24 protein-coding genes and 1 tRNA gene are annotated in these 25,233 nt (G+C 61.6%); 15 read left to right on the top strand and 10 right to left on the bottom strand.

Going from position 1 to position 25,233, the window contains the following annotated elements; translation table 11 throughout:
• Positions 1–5 precede the first annotated feature (5 nt).
• The 3 genes from ODR01_RS13925 to ODR01_RS13915 form a co-directional block, all read right to left on the bottom strand.
• Positions 6–1,898: a TRAP transporter permease gene (locus tag ODR01_RS13925; protein WP_316978279.1), complete on the bottom strand. Its 1,893-nt coding sequence runs from the start codon at positions 1,896–1,898 to the stop codon at positions 6–8.
• Positions 1,895–3,046: a mandelate racemase/muconate lactonizing enzyme family protein gene (locus ODR01_RS13920; protein WP_316978278.1), complete on the bottom strand. Its 1,152-nt coding sequence runs from the start codon at positions 3,044–3,046 to the stop codon at positions 1,895–1,897. The genes ODR01_RS13925 and ODR01_RS13920 overlap by 4 nt, the downstream gene beginning before the upstream one ends.
• A gap of 80 nt (positions 3,047–3,126) precedes the next feature.
• Positions 3,127–4,140, bottom strand: a complete 1,014-nt coding sequence (locus tag ODR01_RS13915) for a TAXI family TRAP transporter solute-binding subunit (protein WP_316978277.1) — start codon at positions 4,138–4,140, stop codon at positions 3,127–3,129.
• A 122-nt stretch (positions 4,141–4,262) separates the two neighbouring features.
• On the opposite strand from ODR01_RS13915, the gene ODR01_RS13910 reads away from it, so the two are divergent.
• The 3 genes from ODR01_RS13910 (at position 4,263) to ODR01_RS13900 (ending at position 7,680) form a co-directional block, all read left to right on the top strand.
• Positions 4,263–5,282: a LacI family DNA-binding transcriptional regulator gene (locus ODR01_RS13910; RefSeq protein ID WP_316978276.1), complete on the top strand. Its 1,020-nt coding sequence runs from the start codon at positions 4,263–4,265 to the stop codon at positions 5,280–5,282.
• A 516-nt stretch (positions 5,283–5,798) separates the two neighbouring features.
• Positions 5,799–5,996 carry a hypothetical protein gene (locus tag ODR01_RS13905; protein ID WP_316978275.1) on the top strand — a complete coding sequence of 66 codons (198 nt, stop codon included), beginning with the start codon at positions 5,799–5,801 and terminating at the stop codon, positions 5,994–5,996.
• The gene (locus ODR01_RS13900; RefSeq protein WP_316978274.1) at positions 5,986–7,680 is read left to right on the top strand and encodes a recombinase family protein; all 1,695 of its coding nucleotides are present in this window, start codon (positions 5,986–5,988) and stop codon (positions 7,678–7,680) included. Before ODR01_RS13905 ends, ODR01_RS13900 begins: the two co-directional genes overlap by 11 nt.
• Here the strand turns inward: ODR01_RS13900 and ODR01_RS13895 are convergent.
• On the bottom strand, positions 7,661–7,984 hold the full coding sequence (locus tag ODR01_RS13895) for a hypothetical protein (RefSeq protein ID WP_316978273.1): 324 nt from the start codon (positions 7,982–7,984) through the stop codon (positions 7,661–7,663). The genes ODR01_RS13900 and ODR01_RS13895 overlap by 20 nt on opposite strands.
• A 145-nt stretch (positions 7,985–8,129) precedes the next feature.
• Complete coding sequence (locus tag ODR01_RS13890) at positions 8,130–8,444, bottom strand: ATP-binding protein (RefSeq protein ID WP_316978272.1); 315 nt, start codon at positions 8,442–8,444, stop codon at positions 8,130–8,132.
• Between the two features lie 35 nt (positions 8,445–8,479).
• On the opposite strand from ODR01_RS13890, the gene ODR01_RS13885 reads away from it, so the two are divergent.
• The 10 genes from ODR01_RS13885 to ODR01_RS13840 all read left to right on the top strand — a co-directional run bounded on the left by ODR01_RS13885 (position 8,480) and on the right by ODR01_RS13840 (position 18,149).
• Positions 8,480–9,247: an IclR family transcriptional regulator gene (locus ODR01_RS13885; protein ID WP_316978271.1), complete on the top strand. Its 768-nt coding sequence runs from the start codon at positions 8,480–8,482 to the stop codon at positions 9,245–9,247.
• 194 nt (positions 9,248–9,441) lie between these two features.
• Entirely contained in the window at positions 9,442–10,662 is a 1,221-nt protein-coding gene (locus ODR01_RS13880) for a CaiB/BaiF CoA transferase family protein (RefSeq protein WP_316978270.1), read from the top strand.
• A gap of 35 nt (positions 10,663–10,697) precedes the next feature.
• Positions 10,698–11,468, top strand: coding sequence for an enoyl-CoA hydratase-related protein (locus ODR01_RS13875; protein WP_316978269.1), 771 nt, complete (start codon positions 10,698–10,700; stop codon positions 11,466–11,468).
• 82 nt (positions 11,469–11,550) lie between these two features.
• Positions 11,551–12,534, top strand: coding sequence for a TRAP transporter substrate-binding protein (locus ODR01_RS13870; protein ID WP_316978268.1), 984 nt, complete (start codon positions 11,551–11,553; stop codon positions 12,532–12,534).
• A gap of 106 nt (positions 12,535–12,640) precedes the next feature.
• Complete coding sequence (locus tag ODR01_RS13865) at positions 12,641–13,171, top strand: TRAP transporter small permease (protein ID WP_316978267.1); 531 nt, start codon at positions 12,641–12,643, stop codon at positions 13,169–13,171.
• 3 nt (positions 13,172–13,174) lie between these two features.
• A complete protein-coding gene (locus ODR01_RS13860; RefSeq protein WP_316978266.1) occupies positions 13,175–14,449 on the top strand; it encodes a TRAP transporter large permease in 1,275 nt (424 codons plus the stop codon).
• 95 nt (positions 14,450–14,544) lie between these two features.
• A complete protein-coding gene (locus ODR01_RS13855) occupies positions 14,545–15,222 on the top strand; it encodes a 4-carboxy-4-hydroxy-2-oxoadipate aldolase/oxaloacetate decarboxylase (RefSeq protein ID WP_316978265.1) in 678 nt (225 codons plus the stop codon).
• Between the two features lie 108 nt (positions 15,223–15,330).
• The gene (locus tag ODR01_RS13850) at positions 15,331–16,494 is read left to right on the top strand and encodes an enolase C-terminal domain-like protein (RefSeq protein ID WP_316978264.1); all 1,164 of its coding nucleotides are present in this window, start codon (positions 15,331–15,333) and stop codon (positions 16,492–16,494) included.
• A gap of 27 nt (positions 16,495–16,521) precedes the next feature.
• Positions 16,522–17,520, top strand: coding sequence for a dihydroxyacetone kinase subunit DhaK (locus ODR01_RS13845; RefSeq protein WP_316978263.1), 999 nt, complete (start codon positions 16,522–16,524; stop codon positions 17,518–17,520).
• 2 nt (positions 17,521–17,522) lie between these two features.
• The gene (locus ODR01_RS13840) at positions 17,523–18,149 is read left to right on the top strand and encodes a dihydroxyacetone kinase subunit L (RefSeq protein WP_316978262.1); all 627 of its coding nucleotides are present in this window, start codon (positions 17,523–17,525) and stop codon (positions 18,147–18,149) included.
• Here ODR01_RS13840 and ODR01_RS13835 read toward each other — a convergent pair.
• From ODR01_RS13835 to ODR01_RS13825, 3 genes are all read right to left on the bottom strand, one after another.
• Positions 18,123–18,266, bottom strand: coding sequence for a hypothetical protein (locus tag ODR01_RS13835; protein WP_316978261.1), 144 nt, complete (start codon positions 18,264–18,266; stop codon positions 18,123–18,125). The genes ODR01_RS13840 and ODR01_RS13835 overlap by 27 nt on opposite strands.
• 213 nt (positions 18,267–18,479) lie before the next feature.
• Positions 18,480–19,688 (bottom strand): tyrosine-type recombinase/integrase, encoded by a 1,209-nt coding sequence (locus ODR01_RS13830; RefSeq protein ID WP_316978260.1) that lies wholly within the window; start codon positions 19,686–19,688, stop codon positions 18,480–18,482.
• A gap of 189 nt (positions 19,689–19,877) precedes the next feature.
• Positions 19,878–19,953, bottom strand: a tRNA-Phe gene (locus tag ODR01_RS13825).
• 313 nt (positions 19,954–20,266) lie between these two features.
• Between ODR01_RS13825 and ODR01_RS13820 the strand changes: the two genes are divergently transcribed.
• Together ODR01_RS13820 and ODR01_RS13815 are read left to right on the top strand one after the other, a co-directional pair.
• On the top strand, positions 20,267–21,307 hold the full coding sequence (locus ODR01_RS13820) for a TAXI family TRAP transporter solute-binding subunit (RefSeq protein ID WP_316978259.1): 1,041 nt from the start codon (positions 20,267–20,269) through the stop codon (positions 21,305–21,307).
• Positions 21,308–21,392: 85 nt separating this feature from the next.
• A complete protein-coding gene (locus ODR01_RS13815) occupies positions 21,393–23,546 on the top strand; it encodes a TRAP transporter permease (RefSeq protein ID WP_316978258.1) in 2,154 nt (717 codons plus the stop codon).
• Here ODR01_RS13815 and ODR01_RS13810 read toward each other — a convergent pair.
• A complete protein-coding gene (locus ODR01_RS13810; RefSeq protein WP_316978257.1) occupies positions 23,525–23,746 on the bottom strand; it encodes a DNA gyrase inhibitor YacG in 222 nt (73 codons plus the stop codon). The genes ODR01_RS13815 and ODR01_RS13810 overlap by 22 nt on opposite strands.
• Positions 23,739–25,229: an Rne/Rng family ribonuclease gene (locus ODR01_RS13805; RefSeq protein WP_316978256.1), complete on the bottom strand. Its 1,491-nt coding sequence runs from the start codon at positions 25,227–25,229 to the stop codon at positions 23,739–23,741. The genes ODR01_RS13810 and ODR01_RS13805 overlap by 8 nt, the downstream gene beginning before the upstream one ends.
• Positions 25,230–25,233 lie beyond the last annotated feature (4 nt).

The following is a 25,233-nucleotide window of genomic DNA, read 5'->3' as shown; positions in this document are numbered from 1 at the left end:
CTCCATTAGTGGTTCGGTCCGCCGACGCTCGAAGCAACATCCGCCAACGGCTGCGGGTACTTCCATCTGTGATACGCGAGCAGAGCCCCGGCGACGGCCAGTCCGGCAGCGCTGAGTGTCATCGCCGGCGCGATCAGGAACAGCGCGGCCCCCGCCCAGCCAATACGCTCCAACCAGCCAACAGGGCCTCGGTAGTATCCGATCGTGGCCACTGCCAGCGCGGCAACTCCAACCAAGGCGGTGGCAGTTGCCAGAACGGTGTCCCACGCCGAGGCGTAGCCGATCAGCAGCGCGTGGTGCTCGACGAACATGAACGGCACGATGAAAGCCGCTAGGCCCAATTTGGTCGCGACCACCGCCGTCTTCATCGGCGAGCATCCGGCAAGACCCGCGGCCGCGTATGCGGCGATCGCCACCGGCGGAGTAATCGACGAAATACAGGCGAAATACAGGACGAACAAATGTGCCGCGATCTTGCTCACACCGACAGTTGTCAACATGGGTGCCGCAAACGCCGCAGCAACGGCGTAGGCGGCCGGCGTGGGAAGTCCCATGCCAAGGATCAGGCACAACAGCATGACCATCAGCAACAACATAAATTTGCTGTTGCCTGCCAGTTCCACCAAGACATAGCTTAAATTTAGACTGGCACCCGTCAGGTTGAGCATGCCGATGACGATGCCCGCGGTGGCACACGCGAGCCCGACCGTGGTCGCCGCGCCAGCGAAGGACAGGACGATGTCCCTCATTTTTTCAAGGGTAAAAGTGCGCCGCCATGTGGGCAACGCCACGAGAAGTACGGTGACGCTACCCCAAAACGCAGCCTTTGCAGGTGCATAAAGCATCAGCAGGAGATAAAGGAGAACCGCCAGCGGAAGCAGGAGGGAGAGGCCTCGCACGAGACTGAACGATACTCCAATTCCCGTCAGCAAGTCGCGCTCACGCAGATTGAGGCGCCGGGCTTCGAAATCGACCTCGCAGTAGACGCAGACAACGTAGAGCAGTGCCGGGATGATCGCCGCGGTCGCAATCGTGACGTAGGGGATTCCAGTGATCTCAGCCATGAGGAAGGCGGCAACACCCATGATGGGTGGCATAAACTGGCCCCCGGTCGAAGAAACGGCTTCCGTGGCCGCCGCAAACTCGGGTCGGTAGCCGGCCCGGATCATCAGCGGAATTGTTGTCGTCCCTGTGGTAACGACGTTAGCTGTTGAACTGCCCGATATGGTCCCCATCAGGGCGCTTCCGGTCACCGCCAGCTTGGCCGGACCGCCATGAGTGCCGCGGCTAAAACGAGCGGCGAGGGTCATGAACAGGTCCGCTACGCCCACGAGTTGAAGTAGGGCACCGAACAGGATGAAGGCCGCCACCAGCACCGCCGCAACGCCGAGCAACGAGCCAAACAGTCCCTCGTGGGTCAGGTACTGGGTCACGACCAAACGACCGATATCGTAGCCCTTGTGGGTGAACGGCTCGGGAAGGATGCGCCCGAAATGCGCGTAGAGGACGACCGCAATCGTCACAGCGATCATTGGCCAGCCGACGACCCGACGTGTCACCTCCAGCACGCAAAGGACTGCGGCAAAGGCGAGGACATATTCGGTAGTGTCCGGTTCGTAGACGACGCGATAAGCAAGCGTCTCCCAATTGACGAGGAGATAACCTATCGAGACGATGCTGGCAGCGGCAATAGCCGCGTCCAGGAGTCGCCAATAACCCGGGAGCGGTTTTGCCGCGAGTGCGACCAGAATGATCGCGGTCAGGAAGACGCCGCGCTGAATGGTCGGATGCAGTGGAACCACAGCGCTGGCATAGACGGTGAGGACTAACAGGGCACACCCCATGCCAAGCTGCATCCATTGGTCAAAGGTCATTGATGAGCGATCGCTCGCCGTCATGACGCCCTCTCCCCTCCGTCGATGCGGAACCGGGCGATCGCATCCTCATCGATCTCAACCCCGAGACCCAAGCCTTGTGGCACATCGACAAAACCATGCTCGGGCAGGAGCGGCTTGGTCACGATGTCATGGGCAAGCATGTCTGCGATCCCGGTTTGAAAGTCACCGACCAGAAGCCGCCCGGGCCACGATGCACACAGATGCGCCACCGAGGCTACGGAAATGCTGGTCGATGGATGGTTCCCAGGAAAGATGCCGACGCCCGCGGCTTCAGCGATGGTCCACAACCGCCTGCTATAGTAAAGGCCACCATTCTTGCCGGCCTTGGTCTGGATAACCCTGGCCGCACCGCGCCGGATGATCTCGATCAATGAGTGGTCAGTGGTCAAGCTCTCGTCGGCGGATAGCGGTAGACCAACCATGCGCGCGAGAGCGGCCATGCCGCCGAGATCCCACCCCGCCACCGGTTGCTCGACAATGTCGAAATCGAGCGCCTCCAGTTTCCGCAGCAAACGCAATGCATCGCCATACTGCATTCCACCGTTTGCGTCGGCCCGCAGCACGACGGCGTCGCCGAAATGCTCGCGCACCTTGGATGCATTGCGGAAATCGGTCTCGTAATCGATACCAACCTTGAGCCGCAGGTGACGGTATCCTTTCGCCACCCAACCTTCCAGGGCGTCGATCAAGGCGTCGGGCGACGACGTGATGCTGACCGCGATTCCTACTTGGATACGGTCCCTGCATTGGCCACCGAGCAACCTCCAGACGGGTAGACCTAGCGTCTTGCCTGCAGCGTCGTAAAGTGCATCGCCGATTGCCGCTTGCGCATAGAGGCTGCCATAGATGGTTCCCTCCAGATCGTGCATGATCGGCGCAATATCGAGGCAGGATCGGCCGAGCATACGCGGTACGAAATGGTCAATAATCGTGCGCGACAGGTTCTCCAGGGTTTCGGCGCTCCCCTGGCGGCGCCAAGCCTGGGTTTCGCCGATCCCACAAAGGCCGCCTTCGGTATGAATCTTGACTAGCAGAATGTCCACCGACTGCCGCGTCTGCTGTCCCGGTGCCGCCATCGTGAAGGCGTGCGCGAATGGAATTCGCAACGGTATCGTCTCGACGGACCGAATACTCTCGGAATGGCTCATTTTAGGGATCCTTACAAAGGTGGGGCCATCGCCTCGACCGGGGGTGCGGCGACGGCCCCTACTCCTCGGTACAGTGAGGCCTATCGCACTACCTCGGGGTTGAGGCCCACTTCCTTGAAGTACCGAACGGCCCCCGGATGGCCGGGGATAACCCATGTCTTGACAAGTTCCTTCGGATCCTCGGCGTAGGGCTTCAGATAGTCAGTTTGTTTTGCCATCTCCGGAAGAAGCTTCTCGACATAGATCTTAGTCAGCCGATAGGCAGCATCCTCGGACAGGTTCTTGCCCGACGCGATGATGTAGTTGCGGTCGCCTAGCGTTTTGATCGGTTGCTCTTGGCCGCGATAGAAGCCCGTCGGCACGTTTGTAACCCACATCCAGGGATAGACGGTGCGCACCTTCTCGAACATGTTCTCATCGACGCCGATTATCTGGATCGGCATCCGCACGGCCAGTTCGGCATAGCTTGGGTCGGGCAGCGGCTGCGTGGCGATTGCCGCATCGACGGTCCCCTCGGCTAGAGCGTTCGCCGCCTCGGAGTGCGAGAGCTTGGTTAGCTTTAATTCCTTGAACTCAAAAGCTCCAGGTTTCGTTCGCGCATATCCATAGCTTTCGAGAATAAAGCTGTTCTTAATCTCGTTGGATGAGCCTGCAGGACCTATATTCACCGTTTTTCCGGCCAAGTCACGGAAGCTCTCGATGCCTGAGTTTTTCTTGGTGAACATCAGCGTTACCTGCGGATTCATTACCCACATGGTGGTGACGTCGATCTTTTCTTTGTATTTTCCAACGCCATGGTGAGCGGCATATAGACGCTCGGGCGAGGCGATTGCCAGCGCAATCTTATCGCGCCGGATCAAGTCGAGGTTCTCGCTTGTGCCGCTTACCGCTTCATTGTTGAACGAGATATCGGGAAGATACTGCCGCGCGAGGCCGGCCAGCATACCCACATACACGTACTGCGACGTACCGGTGGAAGACGATCCCCACGACAAGAACTGCTTTTCGGCCGCATCCGCGGTCCCGACCGCAAGAACCATGGCGCCGAACAAGGCCGTGACACCCGCAACGGTGAATTTAGAAAAAATTTGCATCTCTTGTGACCTCCTGTCTTGCGGCATCGCCGCAATCAAAACGCGCCCATTGTTCGGGCTTTATGTTTACGTTAACATAATGCTAAGATCAACCAGTTGGCAAAGTCAATAGGGTTGCAAATATGACCATCGACCCCGTCTCGCCCCGTCAAGTCACTATTCGCGAAGTCGCCCGTCGGGCGGGTGTTTCGATGATGACCGTGTCCCGTGTCATTCACCATCCAGCCAAGGTTGCAGAGCAGACGCGGCGCAGGGTGCTGGAGGCCGTGGAGGCAATAAAGTATGTGCCAAACCTAGTCGGACGCAGTCTAGTAACGAACCGTACCAACTTGGTCGCCATCGTCCTTCCATCAATCCAAAATCCGGTTTTTGCGGACATCTTGAGGGGAATGTCCGATATCCTCCGAGCCGAAGGCTATTACCTCACCCTAGGGACCAGTAGCGGCAGCCCACAGGAAGAGGAAAAGCTCATCACCGCGTTGTTCTCTCAGCGCCCCGACGGAATACTAATTCACGGCTCAATACATACCCGCAAAACGCGACAACGGCTTCAGGCAGCCGCCTTGCCAGTAGTGGAAACTGGCAACATTACGACACGGCCGATAGATCTGCAGGTCGGCTATTCCAACTTCGAAGCGGCGCGGCAGGCGACCCGACACCTTGTCGATCGAGGCTATCGCAATATAGGCTGCATCCATCCGGCGACGACATGGAACGACCGCTCGGCTGACCGCTGCCGTGGGTTCATCGCGGCATTGATCGAGGCCGGTCTGCCCGCCGGGCCTGAGCATCTCGAGGAGACGGGCTACGGTCTTGAGCACGGAGCGGCCGCGTTGCGCCGATTGCTTGCGCGCCAACCCAACCTCGATGCCGTTTTTTGCGGCGGTGATATTTGGGCGGCGGGCGCCCTGTTCGAATGCCAACGCATGGGACTCCAGGTCCCCGGCCAACTGGCAATCGTTGGCTTCGACGACTTGCCAATTGCCAGTCAAGTTGTGCCGCCGCTGACAACGGTGCGCGTTCCCCGCAACGAGATTGGTCGACAGGCCGCCGGTCTGCTTTTGGACCGGATCGGCGGGAAAATGCTGAGTTGCCGAAAGATCGACGTCGGGTTTGAACTCATCGTGCGCGCAAGCGCCTGATAAAGCCTCCACGAGTCTTTCATATGCTAACTTCCAGGGTGTGCCTAACTGTAACCTGAACGATCCGGCGAGACACGTTCTGCACGAACCATAACTTTTCCCTCCGGCCTCGTAAGGGGTCTTTCCGTTGTGTGCTCCATGAGCTCTGGCGAGTTTGTACAACACGACGACGGAACGCCCACGGGACCGATCATCGTGAGCTTCTCTATCCTTGGCATCCTTGGGCAGGTAGCCAAGTCCACATTCATGAGGTGATTGAGAAGCATGGCGCGGCGGTTTTCCGTTGCAGCCTCTCCGGCCACGCATCTGATCGGTGGCTGGAGGTCCCGGCCTGGATGTTCGATTGCGTGGCCGGCGCGAGTTGGCGTATCGCGACTGTTCCCCATGTCGAGGTTGGTGCTCTGGGAGCCTTGGCGACATTGCTTCGAGATGCCGCGGCCGTTTCCATCGCCCCATCGCAATTGCGCGATTCGGGTGCAGCATTGGGCTCTCACGACACGAACCGGGGAGATGTCCATGCCGCTCCAGCCCACGACATACCAGTTCGATCTGTTCTCCAGCCCGTGCGACGCGAAGACGGCGCAGATGCCGCAATGGCAGACGCTGCCCGAACAGACGCGCCGGACGCTGACAAAGCTGATGGTGCGCCTGATCCTCGACCACGTCGAGGACGAGCGTGCCGCGCGAGGAGAGGAGACGCATCATGACGAATGAGAAGATCGGGCCACATCATTTGGAGCGCAAGGCGATCCTCTATGTCCGGCAGTCCTCGGCCCATCAGGTTCTGCACAATCGGGAGAGCAGCGCCCTGCAATATGCGATGCGCGACCGCCTGATAGCGCTCGGTTGGTCTGACATTGACACGGTCGATGACGATCTCGGCCGTTCGGCGGCCGGCGGCGTCGTGCGTGCCGGCTTCGACCGGATGGTCGCCGAGGTCTGCCTCGGCAGGGTTGGGGCGGTCGCGGCGCGGGAGGTGTCGCGCTTCGCCCGCAACAGCCGCGATTGGCAGCAACTCATCGAGATGTGCCGCGTCGTCGATACCGTGCTGGTCGACCAGGACACGGTTTATGCGCCGCGTCAGGGCAATGACCGGCTGTTGCTGGGATTGAAGGGTAGTCTCAACGAGTATGAGCTCGACCTTCTGCGCCAGCGCTCCCTGTCGGCCCGCTACGAGAAGGCCCGGCGCGGTGAACTCGTGGTCGCCGCTCCGGTCGGCTTTGTGAAGACCGGCGACCACCTGGAGAAGGATCCCGATCGCCGTGTCCAGGAAGCCATCACCCTTGTGTTCGACAAGGTAGCCGAACTCGGCAGTGCCCGGCAGGCCCTGCTCTGGTTCCTTGAGCAGGGGCTTGAGTTGCCCGCTAGGCGCAATAAGGGCGACGTGGTTTGGCGCAGGCCAAACTACGCGACCATCCACCGAATGATCGAGAACCCGATCTACGGCGGCGCCTACGCCTATGGTAAGACGGGTGCTGCATCGGAGTTCGGTGCACCCGCCGTTCGGTCGCGCAGCCGTCGCAAGCCGCGCGACGAATGGTTGGCGCTGATCCCGGAAGCACACGAAGGTTACGTCAGTTGGGAGCGGGCGGAGGCAATCCGCAAGATGGTCAGCGACAACGTACCCACGAGCCGGCACCACGGAGCGGCCAAGCATGGCGACGCCCTGCTCGCCGGTCTCGTCCGCTGCCGGCGATGTGGCCGCAAATTGACGGTCCGCTATACAGGGGCCAAGCACAACATTCCGCGCTATTCCTGCTGGCGGGGACTGCTCGACAATGGCGAGCCGCGTTGCATAGCCTTCGGTGGACTGCGCGTCGACGATGCCATTGAAGAAGCACTTTTCCAGGTCGTCGAACCCGGCGCCATCGCTGCCGCCGCCGAAGCCGTGGCGCAAGCGGCCTATCGCCGTGACCAAGTTCGCGATGCGCTGACGCGCGATCTCGAAGCGGCCCGTTACTGCGCCGATCGGTCGTTCCGGCAATATGACGCCGCTGATCCAGAGAACCGGTTGGTTGCAGCGGAACTGGAGTCGCGATGGAACCAGGCCCTCGCATATGTCGGTGGGATCGAGAGCAGGATCGCCGCGCATGATGCCCGCGAAACCGGAACCACCACTTCTGTCGGCGCTGGACATTACCGCACTCGCTGGAGACCTTCGGACCGTCTGGTCGGCGCCGACGACGGATGCAAGGCTCAAGAAGCGCATTGTGCGCACCGTCATCCACGAGGTGGTCGCCGATATCGACGATGCCGCATCCGAGATCGCGCTCCTGATCCATTGGATCGGCGGCGTCCATACCGAACTGCACCTGCCGAAGCGGCGCCGCGGGCAGCGCAACAGCACCTCTGCCGATATCATCGAGGCCGTCCGGCGCCTAGTGCTCATCGCCGGTGATGATCTGATTGCCGGCATCCTCAACCGGAACGGCCTGGTAACCGGACACGCCAATCGCTGGACGCGCGAGCGGGTCACTGCGCTCCGGTCGCATCACAAAATCCCGGGCTTCCGTCCGCAGCCGGACGGGATGGAACCATGGCTCAATCTGAGCAACGCCGCACGGCTGCTCGGTGTCACACCGAAGACCCTCAGGCTCGCCGCCGAAGCGGGAAAGATCGAGGGCGTTCATCCTCTGCCGGACGGTCCGTGGATTTTCAGCCGATCGGTACTTGCCGAGCCGGAAGCTCGACAGATCGTTCATCGGGCCCGGCTGAACCCCAAATACCCCGCGGGATCGCATCCCGATCAGCAAAACCTATTCTCTCCAACGACATAGACAGATGGGTGTTATGAAACGGGATTGTAGAAGCGCTCCCATTCAGCAAAGTTTGTCTTTCAGGTCAACGTCACCTTTGTGTAACCGGCCGCTCAGGGCACAGTGTCCGTTTCGGTTGCGGCGGCTTAGACGGATCTTCCACTGATCGTCCGTCATCGAATACACCCTCCGTCTCCAAAACGGAGATTATCGAAGGTGTCTCGTTGGATCGTACATTCCTACAAGTTGCCCTGTAGCTGTCGCCGTTCATCTCGAGGATATGGACGCGGTGAGTGAGGCGATCGAGCAGGCCGTCGGCGAACCGCTCGGAGGCGAACACGCTGGTCCACTTGCCGAGCAGCTTACATTGACCTTGATCGGGAAAGACGTCTTTATAGAAGCGCACGCGACACGACTGTCTAACCCTAGCCTGGCATCGCCATGCGATCAGAATCCATACGATCCGTGGAACGGATATTTGAGATCCTAGAACTCATGGATGCCGAGCAACGGCCCCTGAACATGACGGAGATCGTGGATTGGCTGGGGTTTCCTGCTTCCAGCACAGCCGTCCTGCTTCGCTCGATGGTGGCACTCGGCTATCTCCACCATGATCGGTCCTCGCGACGGTATAGTCCTACCGTTCGCCTCGCACATTTGGGCGCCTGGGCTGGACCTCATTCATTACCCGATCGGCGGCTTCTCGCCGCAATGCGCGAGATCCGTGAGCGCACGGAACAGATCGTTTTCCTCGGGCACCAGAATGATATTCGGGTGCAGTATCTTCACATTGAAGCCGGCGAACGTGCCGAAGAAGTCGTCCCGAAGGTGGGGGTAACACGTCTTCTCGTCCATTCCGGACTTGGGTTGGCGCTGATGAGCCTCTTCAACGGCAATGCCGTCTACAGCATCATCCGTCGCACCAACTTGATTCTTCCGGAAGCCGAAACAGTGGACACCGAAGTAGTCCAAAGCGCCATCGACGCTTGCCGGACCGTCGGCTTTGTCGTGTCGGAAAATACGCTGCGGGTGGGTCACGGCACGCTTGGTATTCCGGTTCTTGTCGTGGGTCGGCAGCTGGCAGTTGGAATCGGCGCTTCGGTCCCATTCCTGCATCAATCTGGCGGATTCGTTCTTCAGGCGATCAAGGAGTCTCTCCTGAAGCATGTGAGCCCCGACGTGATACTTCCGTTCCCCGGCGTACGATAAGCCCGCATTCAGCGCCTATTCTTCATGCCGGAATCTCCGAGTAAGCTGGATTCTAAATCTAGAATAAAAGAACTAGTCTTGCGACAGGAGATGTCCGTCGATACGTTTCTGCTGTCCGGTGCGTTCCAAGGAAACCCGGAACGTCAGAAGAACGGCGTCTGACTAGCCCAATCAGTGGATGCAGAGGTTAGGCCATGTCGAGGCCATTTAAGGGAATTCGCATACTCGATTTCACAAGGGTCATATCGGGTCCATTCGCGACCCAACTCTTGGCGACGCTCGGGGCCGACGTCATCAAGATCGAAAAGCCTGGCACCGGCGACGAAGCCAGGCACTTCTGCTGCAATCCGGACCTTCTCGCCCACGGAATGGCTTCGGGTTTCCTCAGCGTCAATGCCGGCAAACGATCCGTCACTCTCAACCTCAAGAGTGCGGAGGTTCGGGATCTCGTGCGCACGATGGCTCGCTCGGCCGACGTCGTCGTCGAGAACTTCCGACCCGGGGTGATGGACAGGCTCGGTCTTGGTTACGACGACTTGAAGGCAGTAAAGCCGGATATTGTTTACTGCGCGATCTCAGGCTTCGGACAGACCGGTCCGGCGTCTGGTGTAGCTGGCTACGATGGCGCAGTGCAGGCGCTTTCGGGGATGATGTCGATCACGGGACATCCCCAGTGCGGGCCGACGCGTGTTGGTGCTCCGGTGATCGACATGTGTAGCGGCTACGTGGCCGCACTGGCAATTGCATCAGCCCTGTTCCGGCGTGCGTGCACGGGCCAAGGGCAGTTCATTGATGTCGCAATGCTCGACGTCAACCTTTCCACGATGCGAAGCGCGATCGCTTGGTGGCAAGCTGGCGGCGACCCCGTCTTGCGCGGCAACCAGGCCTGGACGCGAATCCCCACATCAGACAGCTTCCACGCCAGCGACGGTCAGTTCATGCTGACGGTGAACAACGACGAGCAGCTGCGTATCCTCCTGCGGACGGTGCAACGGGAGGACGCTCTCGACGATCCGAGGTTCAAGGATTGGCCGTCGCGTATCGAGAACGGCTTGGCGTTGCGGGCGATCCTAGAAGAGCGCTTCGCGACCGATACCGCCCACAATTGGGAGCAGCGTCTGACGGATGCGGGCTTGGCCGTGGCCGGGATCAGGACTCTCCCCGAAGCGATGGAACACCCTCAGCTGCCTTACCGCAATTTGCTGCTGAAGATGGATGGCGCGAAGGGCGTCGATGGTCCGATCACGCTCTTGAACACACCCTTCATGTGTATGGAGGATGGTCCAGCCATCGATCGGCCGCCGCCCGGCCTCGGCGAGCACACCGCGGAGGTGCTGGCTGAATTCGGGGTGAGCGCAACTGAAAATCCACTGTCCAGGCACGAATCGAAGAAGAAGCCGGCGCGTGCCGTCTGATAAGCCTACACATGTGAATGCAAGGGGAACGGTCGATGGAATATGAAAGCTTCCGCCTATCCAAGCAAGGGCACATTGCGACGGTCACGTTGAATCGCCCGCCGGTCAACGCCGTGAACGAGGCTAGCCGTTACGAACTCATCAACATCTTCGACACGTTGAGCGAAGACGCGGACGTCCGAGTCGTCATATTCACCGGACATGGCAAATACTTCTGCGGGGGAGCGGACATCAAGGAGAGGTCCCGCGTGCGTGACCCCAAGAAGTATCGTGAAGTCAATCGCATGTCGCTGGCCAGTATTACATCCGTCAAGGATTGCAGGAAACCAGTCATCGGTGCCGTGAACGGACCGGCGATCGGCGCCGGCGTCGCCTTGATGTTGAACTGCGACATTCTGGTGGCATCAGATGACGCCTACTTTTGGATGCCCGAAATCGATCGCGGCATGGTCGGAGGTGCGACGACGCTGTCCCGCGCGTTCACGCCCTGGCGAGCCAGATGGGCGTTGCTGACGAGCGGCAAGATATCGGCTGCCGATCTGTATCGCCTGGATGTCGTTCAGGAAGTCGTTCCGAAGGATCAGGTCATGGCAGCGGCAACAAGGCTCGCCGAGGTGATCGTTGCCAAGCCGCCGCTTGCGGTAATCGCCGCCAAGGGTGTCTTCGCTGCGGCGGAAAGCCTCCCATTCCGGGAAGCCGCACTTTTTGAGGCCAACAAGACGATCGAATTGGCAACGACCGAGGACTCGCAAGAGGCGCAGCGGGCGTTTGTCGAAAAGAGAGAACCGGTGTTTCACGGCCGGTGACCTAGGCAGCGGTCAATGAGTCAAAAAACAAAGCAAACCAGGGCTCATTGTCCATGAAGCAGGCTGAGAAAGGAGTTTCAAGATGTTTGGGAGACAGAATAGACTCACGGTTCTGTTCAGCGCACTTGCACTCGTTCTGGCAAGCAACTCTGCGCAAGCTCAAAAAAAGGAAACGCTGGCTTTCGCTCATGGATTTGCGCCAGCGCAAAGTTGGGCGAAAGCGGCGGTCAAGTTCAAGGAAATCGTCGAGAAGGAAACCAACGGCAATCTGACGATCAAGTTATTCGATTCCGGCATCCTGGGGGAACAGCGTCAACTGATCGAGCAGATCATTGACGCCGGGACCAACGACCTGACGATTTCCTTGGAGCCCCTGAGCGCCTGGGTGCCGGACATCAACGTCTATCAGATGCTCTACCTTTTCCGTGACATGAACCACCTGATCAAGTTCGAGGAAGGTGCGGTTGGAAAGGATCTCAAGGAAATTACGAAGAAGAAGACGGGTCTGCGGGTATTGACCTATTTCCCGCGGCCTGCGCGAGAGTTGTCGACGACCAAGACGGTCGTGAACTCCATAAATGACGTCAAGGGATTGAAGCTGCGTGTCACTCCGAGCAAGGCGGCGATCGCAGGCTGGACGGCAATCGGCGCCAAGACGGTCCCCATGAACTGGGGGGAAGTGTTTACCGCCTTGCGGCAAGGCGTTCTAGATGCCCAGGAAAATCCATTCGATCACATGCTTGCACGAAAGACTTACGAAGTCACTAAGTACGCCGCCCGCACCGATCATGTGTTTGCCTCCGTGTATGTGCTGATGTCGGAGAAGAAATACAAATCGTTGCCCGAGGAATGGCAGCGCGTAATCGACAAGGCTGCAGTGGAAGTCCATGACTATGAGCGAGCCATCGTGATCAAGGAAGATGCTGAAGCCGTGGCCAAGCTCGAGGGCCTCGGAATGAAGATCACATCGCCGGATCTCGAGCCCTTCCGGGCAGCCGCAAAGCAAAGCTATGACGACTTCCCAGATCTGAAGCCATGGATCGAGAAAATCCAGGCAATTAAGTGAGCGCCTGAGGCAACAGACCTATTCCGACCTGCCCGCTGCGGTGCCGATGGCAGGTCGGAAGCGTGGCGTGCCCGAGCCGGGATGCGCAGTGTAAGGGGCCCCAAGAATGACCAGGGAAAGTCGGTTAGAGTGTGTCCTCGAGTGGTGCTCGATCATCGTCCTCATCGTTATGTTCAGCGCCGTCGTCGTGCAGATTTACGCTCGCTATTTTTTAGAGATAGCGCCGGCCTGGACTGAGGAGATTGGCCAGTACCTCCTAGTCTGGCTGACCGCCCTCGGCGCAGGCATCGCCCTCCGTAGCGAGGGCGGCTTCCGCGGAGCGGTCGAATTCATAGCCAACGCCATGCCACCGCGATTGAGGCACAGCGTGAACCTTGCCTTTATGGCGCTCACGCTGAGCTTCTTGTGCGTATTGGGATACAAGACGTTCTATCTCGTTGCCCGCAAGATGGAAGTCAGGACGCCTGCCCTCGAGATACCGGAAAGTTACCTATACCTTGGCGTCCTCGTGATGGTGGTGCTCATGGTGTGGGGGCTGGCCTACCATATGCGTAAAGCGATCAGAACCTTAGCGGTCGGATACCAAAAACCGGAAAGGGCGCCGTCTTCGCATAGCGAAGGTTTTGGGGAAGGGTGACCGATGGCCGTCTCATTGTTGATTGGCTCTTTCTTGGTCCTTCTGTTCCTAGGCATGCCGATCTCGTTTGTCCTGGGTATCAGTTCGCTTCTGTTCCTGTTTGCGGCCGACCTCAGTTTGACGATCATTCCGCAGGTCATTTTCGCCTTCGTCTCCAAATTCGTCCTGCTGAGCGTGCCGCTGTTCATTTTCGCTGCGCAGTTGATGGTAGAGACGTCAATGGGGCCGCGAATCATACGATTTGCAAATAGCATCGTGGGAGGCATGAAGGGCGGCCTTGCACAAGTAAACATCGGCACGAGCATGATATTCGCCGGTGTATCCGGCGCCGCGCTTGCCGACGTCTCAAGCATCGGGACAGTCATGTACCGGTCCATGGTCGACGAGGGCTATGATCCGGACTATGCTGCAGGACTTTCCGCCGCATCCGCGGCCGTGGGTCCGATCATTCCTCCCAGCATCCCTATGATCGTTGCCGGCTCGATGGTCGAGGTTTCGGTCGCGCGGTTGTTCATGGGAGGTATCATGCCGGGCCTGATGATGGGCGTCGGCATGGGGGTGGTCGCCTACATCTTGGCTCACCTCAAGAACCATCCCTTGAGCCCCTTTCGCGGGTTCAGGGAAATCTTCCTGTCGCTCAGCGCCAGCTTCCTGGACCTCACGATGCCTCTCGTTGTGATCGGAGGGATCGTGTTCGGCTTCTTCACGCCGACGGAGGCATCGGCCATCGCCGTACTCTACATCCTCGGCATAGGCGGTCTGCGGCGGGAAATAAACTGGGCGAAAATAAAGGCATGCGGCATTTCCGCTGTGCGCACGACGGGGGAGGTTCTCTTCATCGCCAGCATGGCCGTCATGTTCGGGTGGGCGCTCGTCTACTCGGAAGTACCGCAGCACTTGGTGCAGTCCGCGATCGATAGCGGCCTGAGTATCTTTTGGCTGAAGTTTATCATGATCCTCCTCCTGATTTTCTTGGGGACCTTTCTGTCTGGTCTCGAAGCGCTGCTGGTTACGCTTCCGCTATTCATCCCGGTCGTGGAGGCCATGGGCCTCGACGTGTTTCACATGACGCTCGTCATCGTCATGGCGGCGATGATCGGAACTATCACTCCCCCTGTGGGACTGACGCTTTACGTCATCAGCAGCGTGTCCGGACGAACCATTTGGGCGATTTCACGAGCCATGATGCCGTTCCTGCTCGTCAACGTCCTGGTGGTCTTCCTCACGGCGTACATCCCGCAAATCGCCACGTTCATTCCGGACGCGGTTGGCAACTGAGAAAGAAGTCCCGATCGTGCTCGCAAGAGTGACGAGAACCTGTGGTGCCATTTGCGGCGCTCGACGGGCTGGTTTTGTCAAAGAAGGAACCCACGATGACAAATGTCATTCGATCGTTTGACCGTCCGCACCCTGATCATGTCGCCGAAATTGCCAAGTTTCCACCGGCCACTCTGCACGAAGCACAAGGGCGGCGCGGGGCCGTCGATTCTCGGATTAAGCCGTTGGCACCAGGAATGCATTTTTGTGGCCCCGCGCTGACCGCTGCCTGCCATATTGGCGACAACCTGATGATATTCGAGGCGATCAGTCTCGCCCAGCCGGGCGATGTCCTGGTAATGAGCGCCGGCAACAACCACGAGCAAGGGGGATTCGGTGAGGTTCTGGCGACCGCGTGCTCCGCACGAAAGATCGCTGCGTTCGTCGTCGATGCGGGCGTGCGGGATGGCAGTGCGCTTCGTACTTTAGGGTTGCCGGTCTTCTCCCTCGGCTTGTGCATCAAAGGCACCGCAAAGGAGACTGTCGGCACCATAAACCATCCCATCGTGCTCGGGGGCGAATTGATCCGACCGGGCGATATCCTCGCTGGCGACGACGACGGCCTCGTCGTCGTTCGCAAGGAGGAAATCCTCCAGGTGGCAAAGGCGAGTGCGGCCCGCGAAGAGGACGAGGCGCACCTGATGGCGTCCCTCCGCTCGGGTCAGCCGATGGACATCAACGCACGACTCGCGGTTATGCGCGCAAAGGGTTGCACGTGGGGTGATCGCTCCTGATAGCCCGCGGTGCTTAAGGAGCCTGCATTCAGCCCCACCAAAAAGCCGGTTTGATGAGATGGCGCGGATTTGGGGTTCAACGTCCACTGAGTTCAGAGGATAGGCGTCATGAGTAAGATTAGGCATGTTGAGGTACATCAGGTCGCATACCAGGCGAAGGATTTCGGCAACGACGGAAACCCCGTTTTCAAACCAGGGAGTTCGATCGATCTCACATCTTTCGTCATTGTAATCATGACCGACGAGGGGGTGCGAGGCGAATATGCCGCGGTTTGGGCAGGTGACAAGATGACACTCGCTCAGACGCTCAATTTTGCACCAAGGCTTGTTGGCCGCGACCCACACCGTAGGGAAGAACTCGCGCTCGAGTTCATCCAGAAGCATCGCAAACAAGACAAAATGGGATACGGGCCGATCGACATCTGTCTCTGGGATCTTGCGGGGAAGGAATTCGGGACACCGATCTACCGCATGCTCGGTGGATACAGGACGGAGCTGCCGGCTTACGCGAGCACCCTCTTCGGGGACCGCAACGGGGGATTGTCCAGTCCCGACGATTACGCCGATTATGCCGAATACTGCCTCGGCCTCGGGTACGTCGGCTTTAAGGTCCATACCTGGACGACGTGCAAAGTCCGGGAAGAGTGCAGGAACCTGCGGACAATCGCGGCCCGGGTCGGCGGCAAAATGGCCATCATGCTGGACTGCTCATCGCAACTTCGCACGTTCGCTCAGGCGATAGAGGTCGGCAGGGTTTGTGATGAGATCGGGGCGATGTGGTACGAGGACCCATTCTTGCCGAGCAGCGAATCCCGCGTCGCACATCGCAAGCTTCGTCAACTCATCAAGACACCGCTTCTCATCACCGAACATGTCCGAGGGCTGCAAGCGAAGGCAGATTTCGTCATCGCCGACGCGACCGATTTCCTCCGTGCAGACCCCGAGTACGATGTCGGCATCACTGGTGTCATGAAGACGGCTCACCTTGCAGAAGCGCTAGGCATCGACGTCGAGCTCCATGGATGTGGACCCGCCCATCGCCACTGCATCGCCGCGATCCCGAATACGAACTTTTACGAGCTCATCCTGGCTCATCCGAAGGTGGGCAACCATCTGGTCCAGCCGGTGTACGCTGAGGGTTACCGCGATGAGATCGACGCCATCTCTCCGAACGGCACCTTCTCGGTCCCTGAAGGTCCCGGTCTCGGCGTCACCTACGACTGGGACTGGATCAACGCCCACCGGATCGCTCTCCATGTATTCGCCGAGTGAGCGGGCAAGTTGCGTGAGAGGAAAAGCATGAAAAAGCTTCTGAACGATCCCCGCAAGTTCGTCGACGAGATGCTAGACGGCCTGTGCGCCGCCCATCCCGAGTACTACCGCCGCGCCGCGCCGGGGGCGCGGGTGATCGTGCGCGCTGACGCGCCGATCAAGGGCAAGGTGGCGATCGTGTCCGGTGGCGGCTCGGGACATCTTCCCATCTTCACCGGCTATGTCGGGCGGGGCCTGCTGGACGGCTGCGCCATCGGCGAAGTGTTCTCCTCCCCCTCGGTCGAGCAGATCGCCGATGCCATGCGCGCCGCGAACGGCGGTGCCGGTGTGCTGCGCCTTTATGGCAACTACGGCGGCGACTGCATGAACTTCGACATGGCGGGCGAGATACTGGAGATGGAGGACATCCCCTCTACCACCGTATTGCTCACCGACGACGTCGCCAGCGCCAAACCTGCGGAGAGACAGAAGCGCCGCGGCGTCGCTGGCATGGTCTTCGCGTACAAGATGGCCGGCGCCAAGGCCGCCGCGATGGCCGACCTGGCCGAGGTGACACGGGTCGCCCAGAAGACGGCAGACTCCTGCCGCTCAATGGGCGCCGCTCTGACCTCCTGTACGGTGCCGCTGGCCGGCAAACCGACCTTCCAAATCGCCGAGGACGAGATGGAGATGGGTATGGGCATCCACGGCGAGCCCGGGGTCTGGCGCGGCAAGCTGCGCAGCGCCGACCAGGTTGCGGCCGAGATCATGGACAAGCTCCTAGCCGACCAGCCGCTCGTCAAGGGCGACAGGATCTCGATCCTGGTCAACAGCTTCGGCGCGACGCCGCCCGAGGAGCTCTACATCCTCTATCGCTATGCCGCGGCACGCCTGAAGGATGCCGGCATCACCATCGTGATGCCTCTGGTCGGCCGCTACGCAACCTCGATGGAGATGGCGGGCATCAGCTTCACAATCTGCAAGCTGGACGACGAACTTGAGGCCCTGCTCAAGATGCCGGCCGCGTGCGCGTTCTGGAAGGTGTGACGATGGCTCTCACCACGCAAACGCTGAAGGCTGGCTTCGCTCGTGTTGCGGCGAAGATGGCGGCGTGCGCCGAAGAGCTGAACGCGCTCGACGGTGCGGTCGGCGACGGCGACTTGGGCATCACCATGTCACGGGGTTCCCGCGAGGTGGTCGAGCAGATCGACAGCCTGCCCGACGACCTCGGCATTGCTTTCATGAAGACCGCCCAGGCCTTCACCAAGACCTCCGGCTCGACCTTCGGAACTCTGATTGCCACTGGTTTCATGGCCGTGGCCAAATCGGTCAAAGGCCGCACCGACCTGCCATGGGCTGAAGTGCCAGTCTTGTTGGGCACCGCGATCGAGGCAATGAAAGCGCGCGGCAAAGCCGAACTCGGTGACAAGACCGTGCTCGACGCCCTGGCGGCGGCCCGCGATGCAATTGCCGGACTGGACCAAGCGGCACAGCAGTTGGTAGCCGCCAAGACGGCGGTCGATGCAGCCCTGGCAGCGTTCCGCGACCGGCCCAACAAGGTTGGCCGTGCCCGCATCTTCGCCGATAAAACGATCGGGCGCGATGATCCTGGCATGGTCGCGTTTCGGCGCGTTCTAGACGGTCTGGTTTTAATGAGGGACGATGATGTTGCATAGCCGTAGGCAGGCTTCGTTGTCGATCGTCGCTTGCGCCAGGCTCGTGCCGGGGTCCAGCGGTATCCAGTAGTTGATCGGCCGGGAACCGCCCCGCTCGAAGGTCTCGACGATGATCATGCGGTCGCCGCAACTGGGGCATGGCGGGCGGTGGTCCGCGGTGGTGGCGTTGCCGATCGGTTCGTCGGGCGCCGACAGCGGTTGGAGAACGGCGAGGATTTGCCTAGACCTGAGGAGGTTGGTATAAGCTGCAAACGTTACAGTTCGGAATAGAGTCGAGCCAGTATTAGCGTCAGCGCGCCGTTACATGTAACAGGCGCCTTTTGCCTACATTCAGGAGTCCCGGTTTGCGGGATTTCTCCTGAGGTCGTCGAGGTAATCCGCCCACCATTGCATCATTTCGACGCGCTCGTCCCAGTATTCGGCTCGGGCGTAGGCGCGGCGAACATCGTTGCTCTCGATATGCGCGAGTTGGCGTTCAATGGCGTCTGGATGCCATTTGCCCGACTCGTTCAGCAGGCTGGACGCCGTCGCCCGGAAGCCGTGCGCCGTCATCTCGTCCTTGGCGTAGCCAAGGCGCCGCAGGGCGGCGTTGAGCGTGCCATCGGAAATCGGGCGCTCCGTCGTCCGGATACTGGGGAATACGAGGGTGCCGCTTCCTGAAATTTCCCGGAGTTGCTCGAGGATGGTGATCGCCTGATTGGACAAGGGCACGCGGTGGATGCGCCGCATCTTCATACGGCCCGCGGGGATGGTCCAGACGGCCTTCTCGAAGTCAAACTCGGCCCATTCAGCCGCGCGCAGCTCGCCGGGACGCGGAAACAGCAGCGCCATCAGTTTCAGCGCCGCCCCCGTCTCCGGCTGGCCCGTAAACCCGTCGATCGCGCGCAGCAGTGCGCCGACCGCTTTCGGCTCGGTAATCGCAGGCCGTGACGTCACCTTCGGCCTGATGAGAGCGTCCCTGAGAGCGACGGTCGGATCGGTCTCGGCGCGCGCCGTCGCGATGGCGTGCCGGAACACGCGGCCGATAACCGATCGGAGCCGGCGGGCCGATTCGTAGCGGCCGCGAGCCTCCACCTCCCGAAGTACCCTGAGGACGGCCGGCGCGTCGATACTCCTGATCGGCCTGTCGCCGATCGTCGGGTAGGCGAACGAGAGAAGCCAGCCGATCTTCCCGATCGTGGAATCGGTCCGCTCCTCCTGTTTCAGCTTGGAAAGGTATTCCTCTGCAATGGCCCGAAAGCTGTTGCCGCCTCCCGCCTTCCCCCTTTCCTTGCCGGGATCGAGGCCGGCCGCGAGCAGTCGTTTCACATCGTCCCGCGCCTGCCGGGCGTCAGCCAGAGAAACGATCGGATAGCTCCCGAGCGCCAGGAGCTTTTGCTTGCCACCGAAGCGATACGCCAGGCGCCACAGGCGCCCACCCGTCGGCCGGACCCAGAGCTGGAGTCCACCACCGTCGGAGAGCTTGCGGAGCTTGGGGCCCGGCCGGGCATTCCGGCATGTCACATCCGAGAGCGGCATCGGTTCGATTCCTTCTGCCATCAGGATACCAACAGGGGTCCAGGATACCAACAAAAGTACCAACAGGAATCGCCGTTGGACGAAGTGCGACCACGCGTCCCCGCCGATGCTCCAATGCGACGAATTGCCTGAAAACTATGAAATTTCAGACGATTACGGAGATCACAGCGAACGCGATGCGGCAGAAAGGAATATGGGGAGGGGAGGGAATGGTGCCCAGGGGCGGGATCGAACCACCGACACCGTGATTTTCAGTCACGTGCTCTACCAACTGAGCTACCTGGGCACCGGAGCCGCAGCGCGGGAAAACGGCGTGCGCCCGCGCGCGACGGACCGCTTATAGAAGAATTCCCCCGGCCTGTCCAGCGTGGCTGCGAGGGCAGGAAGGCGTTCCTTTCGCCTTCGTGGGCAAGGTGGCCGATCGGCAATTCTTCGATGACGTCGCGACAAGCTATTTGGTTGATTTTCCTCGACCTCTGACGGTAGTCTGGCTCCGGCGGAGCGATACTGCCCCGGCTGCGGACGACGGGAGATTCAACTCCCGCAAGATCCCCACGGGAGGAAGTGGCCGGCCCGAAGAACAACAGGGAGACGACACCATGGCAAAATCTGTCCGCACGTTCGCGTGCGTTCTTGGCGTTGCGGCCGTCGCGGCCGGCATCGCGTTTTCCGCCCCGGCCTTCGCGCAGGCTCCGAAAGAACGCTCCTATCTCCTGGGCACTGCCACCACCGGTGGTTCCTACTATCCCATCGGCGTGGCCATCGCCACCCTGACCAAGGTGAAGTTGCAGGACAAGCACAAGATATCGCTCTCCGCCATCACCTCGGCCGGCTCCGGCGAGAACATCAAGCTGATGCGCGAGAACCAGATCCAGTTTTCGATCCTTCAGGGCCTGTACGGCGCCTGGGCCTGGAACGGCGAAGGCGATTTCAAGGCGGAAGGTCCGCAACACGACTTCCGTTCCATCAGCATGCTGTGGTTCAACACCGAGCACTTCGCCATTCTCAGCGAGTACGCCAAGACCGGCAACATCTCGGACATGGCGAACATCAAGGGCAAGAAGTTCTCGATCGGCGCCCGCAAGTCCGGGACCGAGGGTTCGGGGCGCACCATCCTTTCCGGGCTCGGGTTCGACCCCGACAAGGACTTCGATCTCGCCTATCTCGGCTACAACCCGTCGGCCGAAGCCTTGCAGAACGGCACCATCGCCGGCTTCAACATTCCCGGCGGCATGCCGGTCTCGGCGGTGGCCCAGGCGGCCGCCACGCTGAAGGACAAGATGCGCATCCTCAACGTCTCGGCCGACGAACTGAAGAAGATCAACGGGGCGGCCAAGCTGGACCTGTGGGTCCCGTTCACCGTTCCGGCCGGCACCTACGCCGGCCATGCCAAGCCGATCCAGACCATCGCCCAGCCGAACTTCCTGGCGGCGCGCAAAGACGTCTCGGAAGATGACGTCTATCTGCTGACCAAGACGCTCTACGAGAACCTCGCGTTCCTGCGCAACATCCACAAGTCGACCGAGGACATGGCCCTGGAAAGGGCCATCGGCGGCCTGCCCTTCCCGCTCCATCCCGGGGCCGTCAAGTATTACAAGGAGAAGGGCCTGAGCATTCCGGACGCGCTCATCGCCAAGTGATCCAGGCTCAGCCGGGGCGGTTCCTCCAAGGGACCGCCCCGCTCTCTTATGCGGACTTGGCTCCCGAAATGGCGAGGAGGCGTTGGTGACCGAGGATCGTGAAGCGGACTTGGCGAAGTTCGACAAGGAAGAGGCCCCCAAGAAGGCCCGCGAGTGGGCGGAACCGGTGGTCTTCTGGGCCGGCGTCGGCATCTCCCTCTTCCATCTCTATTTCAATACCATCGGCACGATCGAGGATCTTTGGACCTCGGCCCTGCATTTCGGACTGTTCGGATTCCTGTGCACGCTGCTCTATCCGATGGTCCGCACGCGCGCCGGAAGCGCGGCCGGCCGCGCGGTCGCCGTGGTGGATGTGGTTTTCGGCCTGCTGATCCTGTGGACCGCCGTTCATCTGATCCTCAACGAAGTGGCCTTGTACGATCGCGGCATCCGCCTCCTGCCGCTGGATTGGGTGGCCGCCATCGTCGCCATCCTTTTGGGCATCGAGTTCACCCGTCGGACCACCGGCTGGATCATTCCGGTCCTGATCGTCACCTCGCTGACTTACGTGGTGTGGTGGGGCAAGTACGTCACCGGCGTGTTCCAGTTTCCCGGCCTCACCTTCGAAACCGCGCTGTTCCGCACCTATTTCAGCGGCGACGGGATGTTCGGCGAGATCGCCCGCATCTCCTCGACCTACGTCTTCATGTTCATTCTGTTCGGCGCCTTCCTGACCCGCTCGGGGGCCGGCGATTTCATCATGAACCTGGCCCGCTGCGCGGCCGGCAAGATGACCGGCGGGCCCGGCCTGGTCGCGGTCATGGGCTCGGCCCTGATGGGCACCATCAGCGGTTCGGCGGTGGCCAACGTGGTCGGCACCGGCGTCATCACCATCCCGCTGATGAAGCGGGCCGGATTCCCGCCCCATTTCGCGGCCAGCGTCGAATCCTCGGCCTCCACCGGCGGTCAGATCATGCCGCCGATCATGGGCGCCGGCGCCTTCGTCATGGCCAGCTACACCCAGATTCCCTACGTCCACATCATCGCCGTCTCGGTGCTGCCGGCGATGATGTATTTCCTGTCGGTCGGCTATTGGGTGCGGATGGAGGCGATCCGCCTGGGCATCTACGGCAAGGAGGACCCCGAGGCGCCGACCTTCCGCCAGGCCATGCGCGACGGCGGTCACAACCTGATTCCCATCGTGCTGCTCATCGGGCTGCTGGTGGTCGGCTTCACCCCCACCTACGCCGCCGGCATCAGCATCCTGGCCGTGATCGCGACATCGTGGCTTTCAAAGAAGCGGATGGGGCCGCGGGCGATCTGCGAAGCGCTGGCAAAGGGCGCCCGCAACATGGTGCCGACGGCGGTGCTGCTGGTCACCATCGGCCTTGTCGTCAACGTGCTCGGCACCACCGGGGTCGGCAACACGTTCTCGCTGATGATCAGCCGCTGGTCCGGCGACAGCCTGCTGATCACCATCCTGTGGGTCAGCCTTGCCTCCATCATCCTGGGCATGGGGCTGCCCACCACGGCGGCCTACATCGTGCTCGGCACCCTTTCGGCGCCGGCGCTCTACAACCTCATCACCCACTCCGAGGCGGTCAGCCTGATCGCCTCCGGCCAGGTGGTCGATACGGTCAAGGCGGTGCTGATGCTGGTCGCGCCGGACCAGGCCGGCATGCTCGGCAAGCCGATGCCGGTCGAGGCCGTCAAGGCCATGCTGGCCCTGGTGCCGCCGGACATGGCGACCAGCGTCATCGAACAGACGGTCAGCGCCGCCAACCAGACGCAGGCGCTGCTGTCGGCGCATATGATCATCTTCTGGCTGGCCCAGTTCAGCAACCTGACGCCGCCGGTGTGCCTGGCGGTCTACGCCGCCTGCGCCATCGCCGACAGCCCGCCGTGGAAGACCGGCGTCACCGCCTTCCAGGTCGGCATGGCGTTCTTCATCATTCCGCTGCTGTTCGCCTACACGCCGTTCCTGTCGTCGGACCTCGCCCTGTCCTTCAAGATCTTTTTCTTCGGGATCGGCGGCATGTATTGCGTGGTCGCCGCCATCCGCGGCTACATGGAAACCCGGATCGGCCGGCCGATGCGCCTCGCGATGCTGTTCCTCGGCGTGGTCCTGCTGTGGCCGTTGGGATCGGTGTGGGAGTTCGTGGCCCTGGGCGCCGTGCTGGTGCTGCTGGCCTTCAACATCCGCCAGAGCCGGCGCGACGCGGCAGGGCGGGCCGGGGATCAGGTTCCGTCGTCGGCCTGATCGTCGTCCAGATCGGGCTCGTCCTCGGCGGCGATGCGATAGCCGCCGGTCAGCCAGCGGCCGAGGTCCTGGTCGGCGCAGCGCTGCGAACAGAACGGCCGATAGGCGTGCACCTGCGGCTTGCCGCAGATCGGGCAGCGCCGGCGGCGGACCAGCGGGATGACCTTTGCGTCCGGCCGGCTTGCGGTGTCGTCAGTCATGTCCTTCCTCCGTCCGGCGCCTGGCCGTCACCTTAAAGGCGTCGGCCGCCAGGGCGGCATCGGCGTTCAGGCTAAGCGGCGCTCCCAGTTTTTCCTCGGTCTCGGCCAACGCCCGAGACAACCCCGTTCCCAACATCTCGACCACGGCCGGCGGCGCCGCCACCTCGAGGACGGCTCCGGGCGCCAGCCGCGCCTCGCCAAGCACGCGGCGCAGGATCGCGGCGGCGACGGCGGCCGGGCTCTTGACCCGGCCGCTGGCGGCGCAGGCCCGGCAGGGCACGGTCAGCCGTTCGGCCAGGGTCTGGCCATGGCGGGGCCGCGTCATTTCGACCACCCCCAGCGGACTGAAACCGAAGACATGGGTGGCCACGCGGTCGTCGGCCACCGCCGAGCGCAGGCGGGCCAGCACCTCGGCCTGATGGGGACGCCGGCGCATCGGCACGAAATCGACCACCAGCATGCCCGACAGGTTGCGCAGGCGCAACTGGCGGGCGATCTCCTCGGCCGCCTCCAGGTTGGTGGCAAGCGCCGTCTCCTCGGGCCCGCCGCTTTCCGAGCGGCCGCCGGTGTTGACGTCGATGGCGGTCAGCGCCGCCGTCGGCTGGATGATCAGGCTGCCGCCCGAGGGCAGCGCCACCCGCTCGGCCAGCGCCGCCTCGATCTGCTCCTCGACGCCGAAGGCCTCGAACAGCGGCGCCTCTTCGGCGTGGCCGCGCAGTTTGGCCTCCAGCCCCGGCGCCTGCTCGCGGCAGAAGGCGGCCAGCTCGGCCAGCATGCGCGCGCCCTCGACGACGATGCGGCGCACCTCCGGCCCCGCCTCGTCGCGCAGCACCCGGAAGGGCGCCGTCGGCTCGGCCAGCAGGCAGGCCGGCGGCCGGCCGTCCCGCCGTCTTTCCTGGATGACGCGCCAGAGGCCGCGCAGCGTTTCCAACTCCCGGCCCAGGGCCTCGGCCGGCGCGTCCATGCCGGCGGTTCTCAGGATCAGCCCCTCGCCCGCTTCCGCCAGGTCGCCCAGCAGGGCCTCCAGCCTTGCCCTTTCGGCCTCGCCCATGATGCGCCTGGAAAGCAGGATGTCGCCCACCCCGGGCAGCAGCACCAGGGCGCGGCCGGTGAGCCCGATGTGGGTGGTCAGCTTGACGCCCTTGTCGGCCACCGCATCGCGCTGCACCTGCACCAGCACGGCGTCGCCCTCGGACAGATAGTCGCCGATGCGGTCGGCGGCGGGCGCACCCGCTTGGCCTGCGGCATGGCCGGCCGGCCGGGCCTCGGCCAGGCCGAGAAAGCCGGCCCGCTCCAGCCCGACGTCGACGAAGGCCGCCCCGATGCCCGGCAGCACGCGCTCGACGCGGCCCAGATAGACGTTGCCGACGACGCTGCCGTCGCCGGGGCGCGCCACCACCAGTTCGCGGAGCCGCCCGCCCTCCATGAGCGCGATGCGCGTCTCGCCCGGCCCCGCCTCGATCAGGATTTCATCGGTCGACACGGCC

Source organism: Shumkonia mesophila, assembly GCF_026163695.1.
Classification (GTDB): domain Bacteria; phylum Pseudomonadota; class Alphaproteobacteria; order Rhodospirillales; family Shumkoniaceae; genus Shumkonia; species Shumkonia mesophila.
This window is presented reverse-complemented; position numbering and strand designations above follow the sequence as displayed.

What these genes read in the sequence shown, in the direction of transcription:
- ODR01_RS13925 (WP_316978279.1), bottom strand. Translation starts at nt 1,898, where the DNA reads ATGACGGCGAGCGATCGCTCATCAATGACCTTTGACCAATGGATGCAG.
- ODR01_RS13920 (WP_316978278.1), bottom strand. Translation starts at nt 3,046, where the DNA reads ATGAGCCATTCCGAGAGTATTCGGTCCGTCGAGACGATACCGTTGCGA.
- ODR01_RS13915 (WP_316978277.1), bottom strand. Translation starts at nt 4,140, where the DNA reads ATGCAAATTTTTTCTAAATTCACCGTTGCGGGTGTCACGGCCTTGTTC.
- ODR01_RS13910 (WP_316978276.1), top strand. Translation starts at nt 4,263, where the DNA reads ATGACCATCGACCCCGTCTCGCCCCGTCAAGTCACTATTCGCGAAGTC.
- ODR01_RS13905 (WP_316978275.1), top strand. Translation starts at nt 5,799, where the DNA reads ATGCCGCTCCAGCCCACGACATACCAGTTCGATCTGTTCTCCAGCCCG.
- ODR01_RS13900 (WP_316978274.1), top strand. Translation starts at nt 5,986, where the DNA reads ATGACGAATGAGAAGATCGGGCCACATCATTTGGAGCGCAAGGCGATC.
- ODR01_RS13895 (WP_316978273.1), bottom strand. Translation starts at nt 7,984, where the DNA reads ATGAACGATCTGTCGAGCTTCCGGCTCGGCAAGTACCGATCGGCTGAA.
- ODR01_RS13885 (WP_316978271.1), top strand. Translation starts at nt 8,480, where the DNA reads ATGCGATCAGAATCCATACGATCCGTGGAACGGATATTTGAGATCCTA.
- ODR01_RS13880 (WP_316978270.1), top strand. Translation starts at nt 9,442, where the DNA reads ATGTCGAGGCCATTTAAGGGAATTCGCATACTCGATTTCACAAGGGTC.
- ODR01_RS13875 (WP_316978269.1), top strand. Translation starts at nt 10,698, where the DNA reads ATGGAATATGAAAGCTTCCGCCTATCCAAGCAAGGGCACATTGCGACG.
- ODR01_RS13870 (WP_316978268.1), top strand. Translation starts at nt 11,551, where the DNA reads ATGTTTGGGAGACAGAATAGACTCACGGTTCTGTTCAGCGCACTTGCA.
- ODR01_RS13865 (WP_316978267.1), top strand. Translation starts at nt 12,641, where the DNA reads ATGACCAGGGAAAGTCGGTTAGAGTGTGTCCTCGAGTGGTGCTCGATC.
- ODR01_RS13860 (WP_316978266.1), top strand. Translation starts at nt 13,175, where the DNA reads ATGGCCGTCTCATTGTTGATTGGCTCTTTCTTGGTCCTTCTGTTCCTA.
- ODR01_RS13855 (WP_316978265.1), top strand. Translation starts at nt 14,545, where the DNA reads ATGACAAATGTCATTCGATCGTTTGACCGTCCGCACCCTGATCATGTC.
- ODR01_RS13850 (WP_316978264.1), top strand. Translation starts at nt 15,331, where the DNA reads ATGAGTAAGATTAGGCATGTTGAGGTACATCAGGTCGCATACCAGGCG.
- ODR01_RS13845 (WP_316978263.1), top strand. Translation starts at nt 16,522, where the DNA reads ATGAAAAAGCTTCTGAACGATCCCCGCAAGTTCGTCGACGAGATGCTA.
- ODR01_RS13840 (WP_316978262.1), top strand. Translation starts at nt 17,523, where the DNA reads ATGGCTCTCACCACGCAAACGCTGAAGGCTGGCTTCGCTCGTGTTGCG.
- ODR01_RS13835 (WP_316978261.1), bottom strand. Translation starts at nt 18,266, where the DNA reads ATGATCATCGTCGAGACCTTCGAGCGGGGCGGTTCCCGGCCGATCAAC.
- ODR01_RS13830 (WP_316978260.1), bottom strand. Translation starts at nt 19,688, where the DNA reads ATGGCAGAAGGAATCGAACCGATGCCGCTCTCGGATGTGACATGCCGG.
- ODR01_RS13820 (WP_316978259.1), top strand. Translation starts at nt 20,267, where the DNA reads ATGGCAAAATCTGTCCGCACGTTCGCGTGCGTTCTTGGCGTTGCGGCC.
- ODR01_RS13810 (WP_316978257.1), bottom strand. Translation starts at nt 23,746, where the DNA reads ATGACTGACGACACCGCAAGCCGGCCGGACGCAAAGGTCATCCCGCTG.